The sequence below is a fragment of the Bacillus sp. JJ1122 genome (genome assembly GCF_036964885.1).
GTDB lineage: Bacteria > Bacillota > Bacilli > Bacillales > Cytobacillaceae > Mesobacillus.
Window position 1 is genome coordinate 54,670 of the sequence record NZ_JBALQL010000037.1, and the last position, 18,115, is coordinate 72,784.

At 43.8% G+C, this 18,115-nt stretch carries 15 protein-coding genes and 1 other annotated feature; of the genes, 10 read left to right on the forward strand and 5 right to left on the reverse strand.

Features of this window, described 5'->3' with window-relative positions; genetic code table 11:
* Positions 1 to 22 precede the first annotated feature (22 nt).
* The 3 genes from V7201_RS19900 to V7201_RS19910 all read left to right on the forward strand — a co-directional run bounded on the left by V7201_RS19900 (position 23) and on the right by V7201_RS19910 (position 4,392).
* Positions 23 to 1,342, forward strand: coding sequence for a murein hydrolase activator EnvC family protein (locus V7201_RS19900; RefSeq protein WP_335378509.1), 1,320 nt, complete (start codon positions 23 to 25; stop codon positions 1,340 to 1,342).
* A gap of 204 nt (positions 1,343 to 1,546) precedes the next feature.
* Positions 1,547 to 2,995 carry a S41 family peptidase gene (locus V7201_RS19905; RefSeq protein WP_335378510.1) on the forward strand — a complete coding sequence of 483 codons (1,449 nt, stop codon included), beginning with the start codon at positions 1,547 to 1,549 and terminating at the stop codon, positions 2,993 to 2,995.
* Between the two features lie 203 nt (positions 2,996 to 3,198).
* A complete protein-coding gene (locus V7201_RS19910) occupies positions 3,199 to 4,392 on the forward strand; it encodes a PDZ domain-containing protein (protein WP_335378511.1) in 1,194 nt (397 codons plus the stop codon).
* Positions 4,393 to 4,538: 146 nt separating this feature from the next.
* On the opposite strand, the gene V7201_RS19915 is transcribed toward V7201_RS19910, so the two are convergent.
* The 5 genes from V7201_RS19915 to chrA form a co-directional block, all read right to left on the reverse strand.
* Positions 4,539 to 5,660 carry a Ger(x)C family spore germination protein gene (locus tag V7201_RS19915; RefSeq protein WP_335378512.1) on the reverse strand — a complete coding sequence of 374 codons (1,122 nt, stop codon included), beginning with the start codon at positions 5,658 to 5,660 and terminating at the stop codon, positions 4,539 to 4,541.
* Positions 5,647 to 6,771, reverse strand: a complete 1,125-nt coding sequence (locus V7201_RS19920) for a GerAB/ArcD/ProY family transporter (protein WP_335378513.1) — start codon at positions 6,769 to 6,771, stop codon at positions 5,647 to 5,649. The genes V7201_RS19915 and V7201_RS19920 overlap by 14 nt, the downstream gene beginning before the upstream one ends.
* Positions 6,772 to 6,786: 15 nt before the next feature.
* The gene (locus V7201_RS19925; protein ID WP_335378514.1) at positions 6,787 to 8,304 is read right to left on the reverse strand and encodes a spore germination protein; all 1,518 of its coding nucleotides are present in this window, start codon (positions 8,302 to 8,304) and stop codon (positions 6,787 to 6,789) included.
* A 150-nt stretch (positions 8,305 to 8,454) separates the two neighbouring features.
* Positions 8,455 to 9,792 (reverse strand): sodium-dependent transporter, encoded by a 1,338-nt coding sequence (locus tag V7201_RS19930; protein ID WP_335378515.1) that lies wholly within the window; start codon positions 9,790 to 9,792, stop codon positions 8,455 to 8,457.
* A 91-nt stretch (positions 9,793 to 9,883) separates the two neighbouring features.
* Positions 9,884 to 10,140: a binding site (T-box leader), on the reverse strand.
* Between the two features lie 236 nt (positions 10,141 to 10,376).
* Positions 10,377 to 11,579, reverse strand: a complete 1,203-nt coding sequence (chrA, locus tag V7201_RS19935; protein WP_335378516.1) for a chromate efflux transporter — start codon at positions 11,577 to 11,579, stop codon at positions 10,377 to 10,379.
* A 355-nt stretch (positions 11,580 to 11,934) separates the two neighbouring features.
* Between chrA and V7201_RS19940 the strand changes: the two genes are divergently transcribed.
* The 7 genes from V7201_RS19940 to V7201_RS19970 all read left to right on the forward strand — a co-directional run.
* Complete coding sequence (locus V7201_RS19940; RefSeq protein WP_335378517.1) at positions 11,935 to 12,456, forward strand: hypothetical protein; 522 nt, start codon at positions 11,935 to 11,937, stop codon at positions 12,454 to 12,456.
* Between the two features lie 129 nt (positions 12,457 to 12,585).
* On the forward strand, positions 12,586 to 13,068 hold the full coding sequence (locus V7201_RS19945; RefSeq protein ID WP_335378518.1) for a hypothetical protein: 483 nt from the start codon (positions 12,586 to 12,588) through the stop codon (positions 13,066 to 13,068).
* Positions 13,055 to 13,552 (forward strand): hypothetical protein, encoded by a 498-nt coding sequence (locus V7201_RS19950; protein ID WP_335378519.1) that lies wholly within the window; start codon positions 13,055 to 13,057, stop codon positions 13,550 to 13,552. Before V7201_RS19945 ends, V7201_RS19950 begins: the two co-directional genes overlap by 14 nt.
* A gap of 68 nt (positions 13,553 to 13,620) precedes the next feature.
* Positions 13,621 to 14,460: an ABC transporter permease subunit gene (locus V7201_RS19955; protein WP_335378520.1), complete on the forward strand. Its 840-nt coding sequence runs from the start codon at positions 13,621 to 13,623 to the stop codon at positions 14,458 to 14,460.
* An 18-nt stretch (positions 14,461 to 14,478) separates the two neighbouring features.
* Positions 14,479 to 15,423, forward strand: coding sequence for a peptide ABC transporter permease (locus V7201_RS19960; protein WP_335378521.1), 945 nt, complete (start codon positions 14,479 to 14,481; stop codon positions 15,421 to 15,423).
* A 224-nt stretch (positions 15,424 to 15,647) separates the two neighbouring features.
* Positions 15,648 to 17,507 (forward strand): sensor histidine kinase, encoded by a 1,860-nt coding sequence (locus tag V7201_RS19965; protein WP_335378522.1) that lies wholly within the window; start codon positions 15,648 to 15,650, stop codon positions 17,505 to 17,507.
* Positions 17,482 to 18,115: response regulator transcription factor (locus tag V7201_RS19970; protein WP_335378523.1), on the forward strand; the 634-nt coding region annotated here is incomplete at its 3' end. The genes V7201_RS19965 and V7201_RS19970, both read left to right, overlap by 26 nt.

An 18,115-nucleotide genomic window follows, 5' to 3' on the forward strand; every position in this document is an offset into this window, starting at 1 on the left:
GTATGAGAGGGGTATAGTTCTAGTGAAAAAACAGATACTCTCACTAGCAGTAGTCAGTACTTTAAGCCTGGGTTCCCTAGTAAGCCCAATAACATTCGATCATGTATCGGCTGCTAATATTTCAGATTTAAAAGCACAAAAAGATAAGCTTGAAAACCAGCGCTCTGGTGTGAACCAACAAATCAAGCAAAAGACAAATAAGATTGGTGAGCTTCAAACTGAGCAAAACTCTATTGAAGCACAAGTAGAAAGATTAGATTTAGCTGTTGAAGATGCTACCAACAAAATCACAGCCAAGAATGCTGAAATTGAGGCAACAAATAAAGAAATCGAAGTTTTAAAAGGCGAGATCGTTGTTTTAGAGGAGCGAATCGCAAAGCGGAATGAACTGCTTAAGGACCGTGCTCGTTCTCTGCAGCTTAGCGGGGGAACTGTAAGCTATATGGACGTCCTGCTGGGAGCTCAAAGCTTCAGCGATTTCATTGACCGTGTCAGCGCGGTGACAACAATTGTCCAAGCTGACAAGGATATCCTTGAACAGCATGAAAAAGACAAGAAAGAGCTTGAAACGAAGCAGCAGCAAGTGGAATCAAAGCTTGCATTGCTTCAGCGAATGAAGCAGGATCTAGTCGGTCTAAAAGATGGCCTTAATGCTAAAATCCGCGAAAAGAATAAATTAATGGCAAAGCTTAAGCGTGAAGAAAAACAATTGCACACAGAAAACCTTAATTTACAAGAACAAAATGAAATTTTAGCTGCGCAATCATCAGCAATTCAGAAAGCGATTCAGCTGGAACAAGAGCGCCAGGCTGCAGCAGCGGCTGAACGCGCGAGACAAGCTGAACTTGCACGTCAAAGGGCTGCACAGCAAAGCAAAAGCAAAAACAGCGGCGGTGGCGGAAGCTCCACACCTGCAGTACAACAGTCGGCTCCACCTGTATCAAATGGAATGTTCATGTGGCCTGCAAATGGAAGACTTTCTTCCGGATTGGGTACCCGTTGGGGAGAATTCCATGCGGGTATTGATATTGCCAATAAAGCAAGCGGCGTACCAGTTGTAGCTGCTGCGGATGGCGTAGTAATCCGTTCTTATTATTCTTCGAGCTATGGTAACTGTATCTTTGTAGCTCACTCAATCAACGGACAAGTTTATACGACTGTTTACGCACATATGAGCAGCCGTATTGCCAGCAGCGGTCAAGTAGTAAATAAAGGCCAGCAAATTGGTGTAATGGGCAATACTGGACAATCATTTGGACAGCACTTGCACTTCGAATTACACAAGGGCGAATGGAACGCAGCAAAATCGAATGCGATTGACCCTATCCCATACTTAAATTAAAACTTAGGAAGAGACTTTGTCTCTTCCTTTTTTATTTTCCCGGATTATAGCTCTGAAAACTTGTAAATTAATCCCATTCCACACTTGTACTCAAAAATTAATCCTTCATACCCTGTCCATCTTCGTCATATAATGGAAATCAGATTAATAGAAAATTTTACGGCAGAGTAGAATGTTTTGCGGTAAACAGGGAGGAGCATGGCAATGGAACGAAAGTGGATTGCCTTTTTAATGGCGGGTTCACTGCTCACCGGAGCAGGTGGTACATATGCCGGAATGCAATGGTATGAAAGCAATACGGGTATCTTAGAACGTCAAATTGTACCGCCGCCAAATGCTGATATTCAGTCCAACAGTCCGGAAAGTCTTGAAAAAGTCGAACAGGCATACAGCTTGATTTTTAACAGCTATGTAGAAAAGGTCGAGGAAAAGAAGCTGGTTGAAGGTGCGATTAAAGGGATGCTGTCTACATTGGAGGACCCTTATTCTGTCTATATGGACAAGGAAACCGCCAAGCAATTCAATGACACCCTGCAGTCCTCATTTGAAGGCATTGGAGCTGAGGTCAGTACGGTGGACGGTAAGATCATGATTGTCTCTCCATTCAAGAATTCTCCAGCGGAAAAAGCGGGCCTAAAACCGAATGACCAAATTCTAAAGGTAGATGGGCAAAGCATTAAAGGTTTGGATCTTTACGAAGCAACTTTGAAAATCCGCGGCAAGAAGGGAACAGCAGTAGAGCTGGAAATCGAGCGCAAGGGCTTGAGGGAACCTTTAAAGGTGAAAGTAGTTCGAGATGAAATTCCGCAAATCACTGTCCATTCAGATTTGAAAAAGGTAAACGGTGAAAAGGTAGGTTATCTGGAGATCACCTCTTTTTCCGAGGATACATCTAAAGAATTTTCGAAGGAGTTAAAAGCGCTTGAAAAAGAAGGAATGGATTCCTTGTTGATTGACGTTCGCGGAAATCCAGGAGGTCTGTTATCGAGTGTGGAAGAGATATTAAGAGAATTGATTCCAAAGGATAAACCACTCTATCAAATCGAGGAGCGAAGCGGGGAAAAGACGCGCTATTTCTCTACTTTGGAAAAAGAGAAGGATTACCCTATAGGTGTGCTCACGAATAAAGGCAGTGCTTCAGCATCTGAAATTTTAGCAGGGGCGCTTAAGGAAGCAGGAGGCTATCCAACTATTGGCGAGAAAACATTTGGCAAGGGGACGGTCCAGCAGGCTGTACCAATGGGCGATGGCAGCAACATCAAGCTGACGCTGTTTAAATGGCTGACACCGGACGGGAACTGGATTCATAAAAAAGGGGTAGAGCCAACGGTGGAAGTCAGCCAGCCAGCTATTTTTGACACTCACCCTATCCAGGTCGAAAAGCCACTGAAGCTCGATACGAACAATGAACAGGTAAAAAATGCCCAGGAAATTCTCTCTGGCATAGGCTTTGCGCCTGGCCGCCAAGATGGATATTTCAGTGAGGAAACTGAAACTGCGGTTAAGGCCTTCCAGCGAAAAAGCGGCATGAAGGTAACCGGTGTGATTGATGCTAAGACGGCAAAAGCACTTGAAGATGCAGCAAGAGAAGAGATGAAGAAGGAAGAAAATGACGTCCAGCTGCAGACCGCTTTGCGGTTGTTGGCGAGATAGGATAAAAGCGTTGTCCCACGGATTATTCCGGGCCGGGGGCAGCGCTTTTTGTTATTGGTAGAGAATTTTTTTGCCGCTGATCGTAAAAGAAAAGAAAAGAAAAAAATCCCATCAAGAATTCAAAACTATTAATAGGTTTTAGGTTCCAGATTTGATAGAATTAGCTTAATATCATACTAAAATTAAAGGCTGGTGACATAGGGGTGGCACAAGATTGGTTCATTGAACTTCTAAAAGGGACGGGTAAGCTTCTGCTTCACCCTGTGTTTTATTTATCCATATTTTTAGCTTTGTACCTTGGAATATCAAGAGTGAAGCGGGAGCGGAAAAATTTCACTGTAAGGGCGATGGATGCTTATTTTGAACTTAGGCAGCTGATTCCGTTAGGACTGCTGATTGGACTGATCATTTCTGTCCTTACTATAGCGGCTGGCATACCGATTCCGTTTGCCGCCATTCTTTTAGTAGCTGCTTTCACGCTGCTGTTTAGCCTGACAACGCAAATCAGGCTGCTGGCGCCTGCTTATACGATTGGCGCAGCTTTTTTTACCCTGATCTTTTTATCAGGTAAAAAGATTAACATTCCATTTATAGGCGAATCATTTGCGAGTCTTGATGAGAAAATCTATCCATCCATCGCGATTGTTTTAGCGTTATTGACCATCGGTGAAGGTGTGCTGATTTTACGAAACGGCAAAATGGGAACGTCACCTAAATTAGTAAAGAGTAAACGAGGTCAAACAGTTGGTGTCCATGAAGTAAAACGTCTCTGGATGGTTCCGGTATTTCTCTTATTTCCGGGCAATGTTCTATCCATGCCGTTCGAATGGTGGCCGGTGTTTACGATAGGTGATCATACATATTCATTGCTGCTTGTGCCATTTGCAATCGGGATGCAACAGCAAATCCAGGGAATGCTGCCGACAGAGGCCGTTCATCAATTGGGCAGCCGTGTGATGGGCCTTGGAATCTTAATTGCTCTCGTTGCTGCAGCAGGCTACTGGTACCCGATCGCGTCAATCGCTGCTGCCGCGCTTGCGATCATTGGACGCGAAACCTTAACGTTAAGCCAGAGGATACAAGAAGACAACAGGCCGTCCTATTTTTCAAAAAAGAATCACGGTGTCATGATCCTCGGCATCATTCCACAATCCCCTGCAGATAAAATGGCCCTAGGAGTAGGTGAATTAGTCACAAAGGTCAATGGCAGTACAGTCCATGATGAAAAGACCTTTTATGAAGCACTTTCGCGGAATAGGGCACATTGTAAATTAGAAGTATTAGACACAAACGGGCAGATCCGTTTCGTCCAGAGGGCATTGTACGAAGGCGATCACCACGAGCTTGGAATCCTTTTCGTACAGGATGAGAAGAAGTGGGACAGCGCGGTGGTGTAGATCAAATCAGCACCATACTAAAATAGTTTAATAACAAGCACAGCGGGTGACCCTAAGGGCCACCCGCTGTTTTTCGCATTCACACGTTAAAGCGCTGGGGGTCTGACCCCCGGCGCTTCACCGCATTACCGCAACATGGCTTGGATTTATTCAACGACACCTGTCCGAATGATTGTAAAGTCAATGATGACGTTTATTTTGCTTTTATCATATAAATCATGCCATTTGGAATGGGTAAGATTTGTGTGTTTTACCGAGCCTCGGTAAACCTCTCCAAAGCCGAATGGATCGGATTTTTTTGATTTCGTGTACTCCAGCAGATTTTCTACTTCGGATTTCATTTTTTTAGAAATGATTTTTTCTAGTTTTTTGACGTTAGCAGGGTTCTTAAGATCCAAGGACTGGTTGACTTCTAATAGCCTTGAATCAAGTTTGATCGTCATGTTGAATTCAGGTATATCCTTATTGATGAGCTTGATGTCACTCCGGCTTGTGATCGTATCCAGCACAACGGCCAGCTCAGAGGTCTGTCCATCTTGCTCGGTGAACTTTATATCATCCTTGTTCAATGTCAGTTCGACTGAGCCGGCTTCGAAACGGTCATTGATCAGTTTGATATAAAAAGCCTGGGTAGCCGAGATTTTCCCCACCATCTTATCCATTTCCATCAGGGCCATTCCGGTAATTTTCACCTGTCCGTCTTCCGCTTTCATGGTTGGGAGCAGAGGGTCCACACCCACTGCATAATAATCATGCATGACTTCCTGAAGGGTGGACGAAGGAATCAGCTCACCCTTGATATTTTGATCGAGCTCTTTGTATACATATTGGCCGATATCGGTGAATTGGTCATTTTGACGCTTTAAAAAATTCTCGACATTTCCTTCCACAATGGCGAGATACGTTAAATCACTGATTGAGGGATCCCGGGCCAGTGTGTCCGCGAGATTGATGATTCCTTGTTTGGCGATATCCTCACTATAGAGTGCGACCCGCAGCTGACCAGATTGCATTTTTTTGGGGCTTTTTAGGTCCGCTGCGATTCTGGCGCCTTTGCTGGTTACCGCTCTTGCTGATAGGACACCGGTGTTTCTTGGAGCTTCGGGATCGATCTGCAGCAATACCATCGTGGTAAGAATTTTTTTATCCTCTGTCAAATCATAGCCCAGTGTCGTAATCATTCCCATTTTTTCCAGTGTTTTCATTTCTGTGCAAGCAGTCAACAGCAGTATGATAAGAAAACTAGTGATGATCCTAGCTTTTCTCATTAACCGACTCCTCCTTGCTTTTAGAAAGTTTCATTTTAATCCACGCAATAAAAAACAAGAGCGGCGGATAGCATAGAATGAGATAAAAGGCTGCTTTGGCAAAATAATCATTTGCCATATTGATTCCGATTCTCGTTAAAGGAAATTGAATAGTGGCAAAGAGCAAAACAAGGAAATAACGGGCCACTTTCCTCTCATTCAAATTAAACATCCTCTTGAACCCCCTGCAGGCTGCCCACATATACAGCAGCAGATTCGGGATAATCAGGATGATCCAATAGGTGATTGCTACATATTCAAAGCGTTCGATGAAAGGAAGGCGAACGATTTTAAACATCGACAAGGTCCCCCATACGGTCCTTTCCAGCTGGCCGCCGCTAAAGAATGTAAGGGAAACGACCATCAGGACAAGGAACAGGATGTTTGTAAAAAGCATGCCAAGCTGCATATATTTATTGACTTTGTCCTTTTCTTTTAAAAAGGGATAGGCAAAGTAGATGATCTCAAATCCAAGTACAGTAAAAGTCATTTGCTTTGCTCCTCGAAGCAAGTCTGGGATGCTTGCCTCGAATAGTGGAAATAAGTATTCCACATGAGAAAATTGAATCGGAAAGCCAAGCAATAGGATCACCCAAAGGGAGCCAACCACACTAAAAAAGCTGACCCCTACGATAGTCCGGAATCCTCCTGATAATCCATAGCCCACGAGCAGAATCAAGGTAAGGGAGAGAAACCAGGTGGGGAGATCGGGAAACACCCAGGCCTGGATGACTTCAATATAATTGCGGATGATCACATAAAAGGCGCTCAGGCAGTAAAGGACAAAAAATAAGTTCAGCAAATTACCAAGCCATTTGCCAAAAATATCGTACTGTATGCCGTATAAATCAGAAGAATCGTAAATCCTCAGAGTTTTCACCATCACCCAGGCGACAATCTGGGTGGCGATTCCTCCGATGATGACGGATATCCAGGCATCGTGTTTTGCTTCCATGTAGATAATTCTTTGGAACCCTTGGACCCCTACGCCGACCTGCATGGAATGAACGATGAAAAAAATCAGGAATGCATTTACAAGGGACTGGGGTTTCGGCTGGAACGACACTTTCATATCAACACACCACCATTAGTCATTTCCTCCATTGTTTTGTGGATTGTATTTTATCCTGTCTTTAGGCCGGGCTTGGGTCGGCCTTCTGAAGGTAAAAGGAAACGGAAAGCGAAATATGCTATCCCACCAGTCTCCAAACCGGGGAGGATAGAATGGCGACAGGAACGGGGTTCCAAGGCTCGATTGTTTTAAAAGATGGATGAGCAAGAAAGCCATTCCCAGCGAGAGACCATAGAATCCCCAAAATCCAGCGAGGAGGATCAATGGGAATCTCAGCACCCTGATGACATTCCCCATCATATAGCTTGGTGTCGTAAATGAAGCAAGAGCGCTAAGGGCAATGATGATAATAAGGATATTGCTTGTAAACCCTGCATCAACTGCGGCAGTCCCGACAACGATACCTCCTACGATACCCATCGTTTGGCCTACCTTGGTTGGCAGCCGTGCGCCAGCTTCTCTTAACAGTTCAATCGTGAATTCCAAAACCAGGGCCTCGATGATTGGCGGGAACGGGACCCTTGACCTTGATTCACTCAGCGGTATAAGAAGTGTCTGAGGGATGATTTCGTAGTGAAACGTAAGGGCAGCCACATATATAGCTGTAAAAAAAATGGACAGAAACATGGCGATGATCCTCAATATCCTTAAAAAGGTTGAAATATGCCAGCGGACATTCTGGTCCTCCATACTCTGGAAGAACTCAATAAAACTTAGAGGGCAGCCAATTGCCTGAGTACTTCCATCAACCATGACTACGAGCTTGCCATCAAGAAGCCATGAGCAGGATCTGTCGGGCCGTTCGGTCAGGATCATCTGCGGAAAGATGGAAAGAGAATTGTCATCCAGCAGCTGAGTTAATACCGAGCTGTCAAGGAGACTGTCGATTTTAAGGTCGATAATCCGCTGCCGCATTGTTTCTACCATATCATCGTCAGCAATACTCTTGATATAGAGCAGGGATATGCTTGTTTTTGTTTGCAGTCCGACATCAAATGATTCATTGCACAAGTTCGGATTGGTCAAGTACCTTCTCACAAGTGAAATATTGGTATCAAGGTTTTCATTGAACCCGAGCTGTGCACCCAAAACCTGTGATTCATTCTCAGGCTTTGCCAAAGACCGGCTGACATCTGATTTGATGTTCGCTGAAATGGTACACGGATGACCATGCACATGCATGAGAATGGAGCCCTTCAACAAGTTATCAATTGCCTCATAAAGGAAATCGGTTGTTTGTTTGTTGGCTATATTGATTTTTTTAAAGATTTCAGCTGGCGTAGCTGCAGTTTCTTGCTTGAGCAAAGGTACAATTTCCTCATTAAGAATAGAAGCGTCGATCATGGTATCAAAATAAACGATTGTGACTGATGGAGAAATTTCAATCAGCTTAAAATCCGCACTATAGTGAAACCTTCTTTTAAATTCATCTGCAAACAGTTCTTTCGATGAAGGAACTAGTTCTGCTTCTTTTTTTGCTCCCTTTGACTTAATAGAAGAAGATTTTTCTGCATGTTTTTTCTTGAAAAACATAATATCCCCTCGCATTCTTTCTGATATAAGCGTTAGCTTTTTCCAGCGGAATTATGCAAATATTAATGGAATAAAGGTCCAGGAGGAGAATGGCTGGAGTTAGCGTGGAAGCAAAAAAAGGAGCACAGGGTACGTCCCTGTGCTCCGCCTTTATATAATCCCTAATGAATCCAGAAAAACAATCACAATCACGACTGGCACGACAAATCTCATGACATTGTACCAGAGGGTGAATAGCCAGCTTCCAGTCCTGGAATTGTGCAACAGCTCCTGGCGCAAAACTTCTTTCTTGATTTTCAGAGGCACGAAGATTGAAATCAACAGAACTCCGAGCGGCATGAGAATATTGCTGACAAGGAAGTCCGCGGCATCGAAAATATTTTTTCCGAAAATCGTCATTTCTGCCAATGTCCCGAATGATAGAGCAGAGGGAATGCCCAATAGGAAGATCAATCCTCCTGCGATCCATGAAAAAGCAGTCCGTTTCTCCGGATTTCCCTTTGCAAGGGTCGCAACAACGATTTCGAGCATTGAAAATGCCGAAGTCAATGTCGCGAATAAAAACAGGGCCAGGAAGAGCAGCAGGAATAGCTCGCCGAAAACCAGTTTTTCAAAAACAGCTGGCAGGACGATGAACAATAAACCTGGACCCTCAGCCGGTTCAAATCCTAACGAGAACACGGCAGGGAAGATCGCAAGACCTGCAAGAAGTGCGATGAACAAATTCATCCCTACAACGGAAAGGGCTGGCTGGACGATGCCTTCATTTTTTGGCAGATAAGAACTATATGTGACCATGACCGAAACACCGACGCTTAACGAGAAGAACGCCTGGCCCATCGCAAACAGGACACTTTCTGAAGTGATGTTCGAAAAATCAGGTGCCAGGAAAAATTTAACGCCATCCATCGCATTCTCCAGAGTCAATGCACGGACAATTAAGATTAAAAACAAGACAAACAATGCGGGCATCAGGACTTTGCTTGCTTTTTCAATTCCTGATTGTACACCCTTGGCAACGACAACAATCGTGATGAGTAAAAACGCAGCCTGGGCCGCAAGCACAGTCCATGAACTGCTGATCGTCTTGCCGAAAAGTTCACCATAGTCAGCACCCTGCTGGACAACTCCGCCCGCTAGACCCTTAACGAAGTAAAGGGTGATCCACCCGCCGACAACACTGTAAAAACTGAGTAAAACAAAGCAGGTAACAACACCGAGTATCCCAATCCAGTGCCATTTGCCTTTAGGAGCAATGGCTAAATAAGCGCGGATGGCTTCCTTGCCCGTGCTGCGCCCGATGACGAACTCAGCAAGCAGCAGGGGCAGACCGATGAAAAGTGAAAATAAAATAAACATCAGGAAAAAAGCTCCGCCGCCACTCACGCCTGTTACGTACGGCAGCTTCCAGATTGCCCCGATTCCGATTGCTGAACCGGCCGCTGCCAAAATGAAACCAATCTTCGATGACCATTGATCCTTCTCCATTTGAATCTCCCTTTTCTCTCTGTATTTTCAGCCGGAATGATTGGAATGGAAGAGGGCAAAATAAAAAGCCACATCCCTATCCATCAATCTGGATAGGGACGTGGCTGAACACGCGGTACCACCCTATTTGGAAGCAATCCTGCTTCCCGCTCAAGTTTAAGATAACGGCCTGAACCGTCCTTTTAATTCAGAGTCTATGTCTCAGGAAAATGCATTCCGAGATCAGCTTCATCAAAAGGAAAAGCTCCAAGAACGAAATTCACCTGGCCTTTGTATCAGTTTCCACCAACCACTGATTCTCTTAATAACAGGGAGACCGGTTTACTATACTCTCTTCAACGCTTCAACTTATTAAAATATATTTCTCGAAATTATAGTATGATAATGAGTTTGTGTCAAGTTGCTTTGAGAGAGATAAAAAAATATGTTTGTTATAGAAATGATGCCGAGGTTTTTATATTTTATAGAGAAATAAAGAAAGTACCCACTCCTGCTGCCTTATGGCTGTGCTTAACATTATGTCTGTAGCAAGGAGACCTTCGGAGCTCACGTTTCTTCACAAATTTACTAGACATTTCCCCACCCTAAAATATAAGCGACAACAACAGTCCGCCAACAGCCCCGGTCACGACAATGACCCACGGCGGCAATTTCCAATAAACCAGCATGCTGAAGAGGATGGCTGCGAATACAAAGTCAATCGGTGCGAGAATGGAGCTCGTCCAGATTGGCTGATAAAACGCAGCGATCAAAATGCCAACCACAGCTGCGTTCACACCCATCAGTGCTGTGCTGATTTTGCTGTTGCGGCGTAACGTATCCCAGAATGGCAATGTACCAAGGATCAATAAGAAAGCAGGAAGGAAGATAGCAGCTGTCGCCAGCAGCCCGCCTTTCCAGCCGTTGATCACAGCCCCGATATATGCGGCAAATGTGAACAATGGTCCCGGAACAGCCTGTGCAGCTCCGTATCCGGCTAAAAACGCTTCCTCACTTAGCCAGCCTGTTGGAACGAATTCACGTTCAAGCAGTGGAAGAACGACATGCCCTCCGCCAAAAACAAGCGAACCAGATCGGTAAAAGCTATCGAACATCGCAATCCAGTTCAGTGAAGTAGATTCCCTAAGAACAGGGAGGAGGATGAGCAATGCGAAAAACAGTCCTAGTGATACAAAGCCAACACCTTTGGAAATCGGGAAATTCATCCTTGAATCATCCTTGGCAGTGGGGGATTTCAAAATAAAAAATCCTAGAATACCAGAAATGATAATCACGATAACTTGGGTAAAAGCTGTTTGCCATAATAAAGTAGCTGCTAATGCAAATAATGCAATGGTTTTTCTCGGCAAATCGGGGGTCAGTTTTTGTGCCATCCCTAATACGGCATGCGCGACAACAGCGACTGCAACGATTTTCAGGCCATGAATCCAGCCCGCATCAGCAATATCAAACCCCTGGAGGATCAGCGCAAATACAATGAGAGCCAATACGGAAGGGAGGGTAAAGCCGGTGAACGATAGCAATCCGCCTAAAAGTCCGCCCCGCATTAACCCCACACCGATGCCTACCTGGCTGCTCGCTGGACCGGGGAGGAACTGGCATAATGCAACTAAATCCGCATAGCTTTTTTCGTCCATCCATTTCCTGCGGCGAACATATTCTTCATGAAAATATCCTAAATGGGCAACTGGACCGCCAAATGAGGTGAGTCCTAATCTTGTTGAGACGAGCAGGATTTCCAGGAGTGATGATTTACTCCTTTTTTCTGACGTTTGAGCAAGTTTCACTATTAATCTCCTCTTGGAAAAGTATTTTTGGTCAAAGCCGGTTTATCTAACATCCTCTATGGAATTTCTTCTTTGTTTATATTCAAAAATCAATAACGAATTCGATATCATTTTAACCTAACTTATTAAAAAATCGAAGTTAAAACATAGTTGGATTTATAAGGGAAGATTTTTCAGCGTAATGAGGATTATTACTGCTAACAGAGAATTTTAGTTTATGATCATCCGTTCAAATTAGATGTTAAATACACAAGGGAGTATAATGAGCGTAGGACAACCTTTCAAGGTTTAATCTTATGCTTTTTTGTTAAGTAGGGAATTATAAGTGCATACATTTAATCAGGATGGTGTAACGATGACTCAGAAATTTTTTTCAAAAATGATAAAAATCGGCGGAACAGCCTTGATTTCGATCTTTGCCATCATGTTTGTTCTCGGGTTCATAATTGGAGAAACGGACTTGATGAGTGAACTTTATAAGAAAATGGGCACAATGGCAGAAATCGCCGCGATTGCAGCTATTGCTTTATGGGTGATCAGGCTAGCATTTATCGAGCTCAAGAAACGAAAATTCACGTATATAAAATGGGTTCAGCTTGGATTCAAAATGTTGAGAGAGCATCACATCATCATCGGCTGGGTTGCCTTTTCCGCCGCACTTGCTCACGGTTCCTACTTTTTCCTGCAGACATCAGAAGAAGCGGAGAGCATTTACAGCGGACTTGCCACACTAATTGGATTTGCCATTCTTGTTTCTTTTGGCTTTGTTTTAAATAAATGGGGCAAGGGGAAAGAGTATTTACGCTTTAAAAAAATCCACCAGGCTTTTGCCATTGTCTTCGGCATTGCCCTCGGAATTCATTTGCTGTTCGGATAAGTAAAGGTTATGTAGAGCATACAGTAAAAATCTGTATGCTTTTTTCTATTCCTGACAAAGCATAGTTTGCCGCCAAGTTGGACACTTATAAGTGGTAAGGCATTAAATCCAACTTAAAAGGATGTCATTATGGCTCTTGCGATTTATATATCATTAACAATCCTGCTGTTGCATTTCGCCTATTACATCAGGAAACCGCTGAACTTTCTGCAGAACTCCCTTATCTTCATGGTGATTGCGATTATCACGCGCCAATGTCTGACGGTGATGGGGTTTGAATGGAAGTTATATAAACTGACGGAAGATGACTGGCTGTTTGTTTGTCTGGTATTGTGCCGCGATATTTTGACGCCGATGGTTACCGTGATATTTTGCAATTATTATTTGCGCCGTGATTTCTGGTTCTCTAAATTGGCTGCATTTGTTATATGTCTGGCCGCCTTGCTGGGATTGAACTATATGGCAGTCCGTTTTGGGATCATCACTTACATACGCTGGAACTTTGAATTTACGGCATTGCTGAACACTCTTTTTTTGCTGGTGGCTCTTGGTCTCGTGAAATTGATTTCATTCATTCAAATATGGGAGAAACGCCAAAATGAAAGTTTATGACCATGGATTTAATGAAAACGAATGGTTTGTGATTGCCAGCATTCTTGTGATGAATCTGGCAATTTGGCTTGCTCCCAGGATCTTTTCAAAATTAGAAGCACTTGGTTATTATATCTTTGGCATATACATCGGCTTGTTTTACGACCATACAATCAGTATTAAGCCATGGGACTTTTACGATGTAAATGATTCTTCTTCCTATCAGTTCATCGATTTCCTGAGCTATATTATGTACGGTCCTTATGGCTATTTCTTTCTTTATTTTTATAAAAAATGGAATGTTAGGGCCCTCCGAACGATTCCTTATATTCTCGTTTGGTCTTCATTTTCCGTACTTATGGAGTGGATTGGAGTCAAAGTTGGCCTTTTCCACTATGATAAGGGTTACAGAATGTACTGGTCATTTCCGATTTATCTGTTCTCCCAGACCTTGATGGTTATTTTTTATCATCTCGTTGTCAGAAATAAAAACACTGAGGCTTAAAATTATGGAAAATATATGAAAGTTCAAATATAATTTAATGACTAAGTACATGCTGAGAGGTTCGGAATATGGTTAAACAGGGTACGTTGCGCTTAGCGCAGGTGGTTGGACAATACATAATTGGGGTTTTTATTTTTATACTCATTGGCAGTTTGCCCGTTCTATTAAGAGACCTGGAATTTGATATGAATGGTTATATCACTAGCATCAAGGAGCTCGTGGTTAAAATCTTCACATTAAGCAGCCTGACTTATGATGGAGAGCATGAGATGCTGCCGGCGATTATAGACCGATATTTCTACTCTTTAAAAACATTAAGTCTATCCTTCATTTTTGCTGTAATCCTTGCATTCATCCTTTCCTACATCATCGTTCTCTTCCTGAAAAATAAAAAAGACTATGTTTTAAGTTTTATAGAAATTGTCCGGACAGTACCGGATATCGTAGGAATTTTCCTGCTGCAGTCGGTATTCATCTGGATGAATAAGGCCTATGGAGTGAAATTCGTGCAAACCGTTTCGCTCGGGTCCGAAAACCAGGCATTCCTGCTGCCGCTCTTGTCCTTGAGTATGCCGATTTTCTTGTTCCTCACACAGGTCATTGTGCTGAAGATTTTTGAGGAATTGGACAAGCAGTATATCGCCTTTGCAAAAGCAAAGGGACTATCGTTTCTTTACTTGCTCAACATTCATGTCATCCGGAACATTCAGCATGATTTGCTCGGCCACCTTAAGACCATTATCTGGATGATGCTCTCCACGCTTGTCATTGTGGAGTATATTTACAATATAGACGGCTTGATGATGTTCAATATCAAACACGTTTCGATTGAGTTATTTGTGTTCACTTGTATCTTATTTTTTACACCGTTTTTCATCCTTTATAGATTCATAGATTTACGCCGGTAGATCGGGAAGGTACATACGATGGCCACATTATTAAAAACAAAGAAGTTTATTTTTGGGGCGTCATTCCTGGTGATCTTGATGACGCTAAGTATTTTGAATACCGTTTTAAATGACGGGAAAATCAGGCAAAAGCAATTTTTTTATGATGAAAACGGCAATCTGGAAAAAGCTCCTCCCTTTGAGCCGTTCGATGTCTTTCCGCTTGGCTCGGATATGTATGGGTATGATATCCTCCATACAGTTATTGAAGGAGCGAAGTTTTCGATTGGCATTACCTTGATCGTCGCGCTTTTCCGGCTGCTGTTTTCAGTTTTCTTCAGTTATATACTGTTTCGGATACCTGCCCGAGGTTTCAAATGGTTAAAAAGCCTGTCAGAGCCGTTATCGTTTTTTCCGCAGACGCTGATTGCTTATTTTTTGCTGAGGACGGTTGTCCTTTATACGGCGGAAGGATTCCATCATCCGTTTTGGGTAAGGGCAGTGTATGAATTTCTTATTTTAATCATGGTCGCCTTGCCAGCGCTGACGGTCCAGCTGGCCGATCAAAAGCGCAGAGTATGGAACGAAGAGTTCGTCGAAGCGGCCGTCACTCTTGGTGGCAGCAAGCGGCATATCTATTTTAAGCATATCCTGCCACATCTCTATGAGGAGTGGATTTTGATTTTCGGACAGCAGTTCCTGCAGGTGCTGACCCTGCTCGTCCATCTTGGTGTTCTGAAGGTATTGTTTGGCGGGACCGTTCTCGGATTCGGTTTTGGCGGAGGCGATCCCCCATCATCCGTCACACATGAATGGTCCGGCCTGATCGGGTTAAACACTCGATTCCTGATGACCAACGAATGGATCATCTACGTCCCAATCCTGTTTTTTACACTCACTGCGCTTAGCGTGGCGATGATCAATAAAGCCTTGAGTGATTGGTTCAGCCAGAAGGAAATGGTGAGGAAGAACAGAGGGATATAAAGTTTATATAACACTTTCGTACTACTAAAATAACCCGTTTGTTGAATAGTATTGTGGGTAGGCAACTGGCATAATAAGCTTTAACAAAACTCTCTTATAGAGTTTGGCCCACCATTGGCTAGTGGCACCCCCATTCGGCCAGTGAGTGGGTTTTATTTGTGTTTTAGGAAATCCCACGCTAAAATTAATTAATTGAAAATTCTAAACTTTAGGAGGGTCAAAGTTTGAAGCAGGTACTACCGCAACAAAGGGAAAATTACTCCAAGCTTTTTATGACAACGATTTCCCTGATTGGCTGGACTCTGATTCTTTATTCCTTTGTAAAATTGGATTCAGTGAGCGACCCGATTGTGTTAGCACTTTTATTTATTTTTCTGCTGATTAGCGAGTACTATCCGATGCCAGTATGGAGGGGGCATACAGCCATAACCTTTCCAATCATCTATGTACTCTTTTTACTTTATGGCTTTTCTTATACCGCTTTAATTTACGCATGTGCGGTGCTGGCAGTAAACATCGTCCATCGCAGGCCGCTCAGAACCGTATTCTTTAATCCAGCCCAGCTTGCGCTTAGTTTTTACGGAGCAGTTTTGCTGCTTCCGCTTATTGAGCCATTCCTTGAAAAGATGCCTCTTCCACCCATCATGGAAGGAATCTTCGAATACTCCATTCTGTTAGCAGTCTATCTAGTGATCAATAACGTGATTGTTGACCTTGTTCTCGTAATCCGGCCACAGCGCTATTCATTTAAATTGTGGAAGCATAAAACCCTGACTGAGTTGAACAGCGCCGCTATTTCTTTGGTATACGGTATCACACTTTATGTGGTAGGCAGCCAAAACCGCGGCGAAATCGATGTCTTTGCCTACTTTTTCTTCTTTTCACCACTTGTGGGAATTTCCCTTTTAAGTGCAACGATCGCCAGGCTGAAAAAAGAAAAGAATCGCCTCAAAATGCTTTTTTCCATCACGACAGAATTGAACCAAATGCTGCCGGCCCAGGACTGGCTTTCCGCTTTGAGTGGAAGCTTCAATGAACTCATCGGGGCAGAGGCCAGTCTTTTGTGGATTAAAAAAGAAGGCGAGTGGGAGCTTTGTTTTACAGATGGAAGGGTTGTTCCTGGCTGTGTTATGCAGCGTGGTGCTTTGGAGGAATTTGAACATATGAAACACCCGATCATTTATAATGACCGAAAAACAAATGGAGGGGCGGCGGCTGATTGTTTTGAAGAGGATGTAAAAGCCTTCGTTTATACACCGCTTGTCATCGAGAATGAAACGATCGGGATGTTCATTATTGCCAGAAGCAGGACGAAGAGCTTTGAGGGTGACGATGTCCAATCCATTGCGACATTGGCGAACCAGCTTGCGGTCATTATCAAGACGCGTATGCTTTTTACAGAAAAAGAAAAGCGAATTGTGCTTGAGGAACGGAATCGAATTGCCCGGGACATCCATGATGGGGTAGCCCAGACACTCGCTGGAGCGGTAATGAAGCTGGAGACGGCTGGCAAGAAATTCAATAGGAATCCAGAAGAGACGAGGAAGTTAGTCGACGAAAGTGTCCTTGGTCTCAGGGACAGCTTGAGGGAAGTCCGCGAATCGATTTATGCCCTCAGACCTTATCCAACCGAGAGAGCCAGCCTGACAGAAGCGATATTAAGAAAAATAGAAGCAGTCCAAAAGGAGTATCAGCAAGTAATCGAATTTGAGATTAGAGGCCAGGAGCATGAACTCAGTCCAATGGTGGAAAAAGTCCTGTTTGATACCTTCCAGGAAAGCATGCAAAATGCGATCAAACACTCACAGGCATCCAAAATTGAACTTCTCCTAAGCTACCAATCTGAACATATACTATTGAAGATCAAGGATGACGGCCGTGGGTTTTCGCTGTTCCATGCAATGATTAAAGCCAGGAATGAGCCGCATTTTGGGATTCTGCAAATGAATGACGCTGCTGAGAAAATCAACGCTACCTTGCAGATCGACAGCAAGGAAGGCACAGGAACGGAAGTATCGATTACGGTCCCAAGAATGGGAATTGAGGGAGGAAGCATCAATGATCAGGCTCATGCTAGTGGATGACCATGCCGTCCTTCGCGACGGCTTGCGCAATATAATATCAGTCGTGGAAGATATTGAGGTTGTCGGAGAGGCAGTTTCCGGTGATGATGCCCTAGACCAGGTGGAAAAGTGCCAGCCTGATATGATTTTAATGGATATCAACATGCCTGTGAAAAACGGTGTAGAAGTAACGGGGATATTGAAAAGGAAGTACCCGCATATCAAGATTCTGATCCTAACTATGCATAGCCACGAGGAATATTTCATGTCTGCCATCCGGGAGGGAGCAGATGGCTATTTATTGAAGGATGCCCCCTCTGACCAGGTCATCGAGGCCATCCGGACAGTAGCCGGCGGTGAATCCGTCATCCATCCATCGATGACAAAGAAACTCCTCGCCTTCCACCAGCAAAAACAAACCGAGCAAGAGGACACCACCCTGACCGAGCGCGAAAAGGAAGTCCTTCTCTGCCTGGTAGAAGGTCTCAGCAACAAAGAAATCGCCGACCGCCTGTTCATCAGCGACAAAACCGTCAAAATACACGTCAGCAAAATCTTCAAAAAACTAAACGTCAAAAGCCGGTCCCAAGTCATCATTCACGCCGTCCAGCACCAGCTCGTCCCAATCC